Source organism: Bacillus sp. GMs2/2, from assembly GCF_050172095.1.
Classification (GTDB): Bacteria; Bacillota; Bacilli; order Bacillales; family Bacillaceae_G; genus Bacillus_A; species Bacillus_A cereus.
The window spans coordinates 1-3,178 of sequence record NZ_JBNLYE010000420.1; the positions used below are offsets into that span (position 1 = coordinate 1).

Genomic DNA, 3,178 nt, shown 5'->3' on the forward strand with positions numbered 1-3,178 from the left:
GATGTTAAAGATGAATGAATCTGTATGCCAAAATATTTTTATTCTAAGGTGTGTCTGTAGAAATGACAAGAAGTAAATTCGATAAACAAGTGAATGAAAGGGGGAAGGCGGATTACAATGATATTACACGCAAAATCGTTCCACAATAAATATAAAATCCAACGTGCTAAAATAGGAATTCAACTCTTTCTGAGTATTTTAATCATTACTTCTATTATCCTAAATGTAGTAGTAATAATTACGAAAAGTATGCCGCTTATTGTGGTATATATGTTTACCCCAGCACTTTCTTCTATTTTGACTCGCATAATACTGAAAGAAGGGTTTAAAGATGTATCTTTTGGTCTCGGTAACTTAAAGGTATGGAAGGGGATTGGTTTTGCTCTGCTAATCCCTATGATTATTTGTGGAATTACTTATTCTATCGCCTGGCTGAGCGGAATTGCGAGGTTTCAGCATCCCGAAGGTGGTATGTTAGAACCAATCTACAATATACTTGGACTTCAGTATGTAACGGCACCATTCAGTTTCATTTATCTAGTAGTATTGAGCGGCATCTTCGGAAGTTTGCTTAACTTAATCCCAGTTTTGGGAGAAGAAATGGGTTGGCGAGGTTATATGCTCACAAGGCTAGTCGATGCAGAGTTTTCACGGCCGATCCTTATTAGTGGATTGATTTGGGCAACGTGGCATGTTCCAATTGTTATCGCTGGTCTGTATGTAGAGGGATCATCTGTCTTTCTCTCAGTACTTGGCATCTATTTGTGTATTGTGCCATTCAGTTATATTACAGCTTATTTACGACTTATCACAGGTAGCGTTTGGCCTTCGGTTATCATCCATACCACTTGGAATGCCATTATCCAAGGACCTTTCGCACGTGCAAGTACAGGATATCAAACTGAGATTTGGATTGGAGAATCTGGCTTGATAACCGCTAGTATTATCTTGATTACTGCAATAATTACGTCTCGAATCGTAAATTTTACTAAATAGCATACGGATGTGTTTTAAATTCAATTAGTGAAATATGACGAGGCGAAATAAGATGCTCCTAAAAATATTAGAAAAAATCTAGTTGAATGGACTCTTACTTAATCTTAGGCTGCTGGATATATGGGAGGCATCAAGCTAAGGGTTTAATTTATAAAAATAAACTTGGTTGCCATAAAAAACATAATGTTTTCATTTAAAGGCTATGAGATGAAATTTCATCATCTTCATCAAGTTTGACCTTCAGGAAATAAAAAGTTAAACGATTATACAAATACTCTAACTGAAAAAACGATAGTCCTTCTACATTTTAGATAGAAGGACTATCGTTTATTTTTTTGACAAAATTAGGAGGTGATGTTCATAAAATGGATAATATAATTCGTATTTTGCGTAAAGAGAAAAAAATTTCCAAAGAAGATGTAGTTAATTCCCTTGGTATAACGGTTGATTGAAATTTCATTTTATAACTTGTAAAGGGCTGTGCAATGCATCGTACTATTGAAAAATCTAAATTTAATCATTAAATTGCGATAAAATGTGATCGGAAATAATGAAATTTCAGGAAAAATAAGGTACACTAGTTTATGATTTTAGTTGAAAATCGTTTGACGTTAATGCATACGGGGGAAAGATTGATGAACAACAATACAACAAATGAATCAGTTGAAGAAATTGATCAAAAACGAGTAAGATCAAAAAAACGTTATACAAATTGGAAGTTTATTGCAGTGGGTATTGGTGTAATTGCACTTCTTATTGGGGGAATGAGTTATTATCAGGCAACTCACTTCAATTCGAATGTTACAATTAATGACACAAAAGTTGGTGGTCTGAGCGCTGATCAGGCAATACAGAAACTAAAGACATCTGGACTAGCAAACAAAGTCTATGTTGATCAACAACAAATTTTAGATGAAAAAGATACAAAAACGGAACTTACGGAAAAAGATTTGCCTCAGGTTAAGAAACTATTAAAAAGTCAGTGGACATTTTTTCCTTCCTCAAAGGGAGAAAATTATTCATTGCTACCAGAGAAGGCAGATCAGTATCGTAGTGAAACGATGAAAAAACTTGTAGAAGAAAAGCTCATCTCTATGAATGAGAAATTAAAAGCGCCTCAAGATGCTATGGCGAAGCTAGAACAAGGGAAAATTGTTATTTCGAAAAGTGTTGAAGGAAAACAGTATGATGTTACTAGTCTACTGAAAGATTATGATAAACAAAAATATAAAAGCGAAATTCATCTGAAGTCTGCATACATAAAACCTATTAAAGAAGACGATCCGATTGTCAAAAAAGAGGAGAAAGCACTACAGAATCTTCTTGGGCAGTCTGTTGAGTATAAAGTGCAGGATGAAGTTTATCCTTTAAAAGCGAAAGATTTAATTCAAAATGCCTCTATGTCAAAAGATATGAAAGTTACAATTGATGCGAGTGACATTAAGAAGAAAATCACTGAAATTAATAATGCCAAATCAACATTAAATAAAGATTTCTCATTTAAAACTCATTCCGGTTCAGTCATATCAGTAAAAGGACAAGGATACGGCTGGGCACTAGATGTTGAAAAAGAAACTAAACAAGTTCAACAAGCCTTTGAGAAAGGCGACAAATCGCTTTCTGCTTCTAATATTCACGGGAATGGTTGGGAGAAGGAAGGTATCGGTTATAAAACAACATCGAATAATGGCATCGGAGACACGTATGCAGAAGTTTCAATTGCAGAGCAACAAATTTGGATTTACAAAGATGGAAAATTAGTTGTTACAACAAATGTAGTAACTGGTAAACATAGTACTGGTGAAGATACATCACCAGGTGTGTGGTACGTCCTTTATAAACGAACACCATATACGCTAAGAGGTAACGCAGTAGGAAAAGCTGATTATGCGGTTAAAGTAGATTACTGGGTTCCATTCACAAATAGTGGTCAAGGATTTCACGATGCCGGCTGGCGAAAAGACTGGGGAAATAATGCTTATTTAACAGGAGGATCAGGTGGGTGTGTGAACCTTCTTCCTAATGTTGCAAAAACTGTATATGATAGTTTGAACACGTATGATCCAGTTATTGTGTATTAAAAAATAGCTACGTATCAAGAAATAAACAAAGCAGGAAATCTTACCTGATGGTATATGAAAAAACACCTCTTGCATTCGCATACTAAGTGTGCAAATGTAAT

2 protein-coding genes are annotated in these 3,178 nt (G+C 34.9%); both read left to right on the top strand.

Translation table 11 applies throughout. The features are described 5' to 3' along the window. Positions 1-117 precede the first annotated feature (117 nt). Positions 118-996 carry a CPBP family glutamic-type intramembrane protease gene (locus ACQGS6_RS25395; protein ID WP_426965801.1) on the top strand — a complete coding sequence of 293 codons (879 nt, stop codon included), beginning with the start codon at positions 118-120 and terminating at the stop codon, positions 994-996. A gap of 635 nt (positions 997-1,631) precedes the next feature. After that, a complete protein-coding gene (locus ACQGS6_RS25400; protein WP_001064068.1) occupies positions 1,632-3,077 on the top strand; it encodes a L,D-transpeptidase family protein in 1,446 nt (481 codons plus the stop codon). The last annotated feature ends 101 nt before the right edge of the window (positions 3,078-3,178 follow it).

Bases quoted from the DNA above. Each gene is read 5' to 3' on its own strand.
- ACQGS6_RS25395 (WP_426965801.1), top strand. From the start codon at position 118: ATGATATTACACGCAAAATCGTTCCACAATAAATATAAAATCCAACGT.
- ACQGS6_RS25400 (WP_001064068.1), top strand. From the start codon at position 1,632: ATGAACAACAATACAACAAATGAATCAGTTGAAGAAATTGATCAAAAA.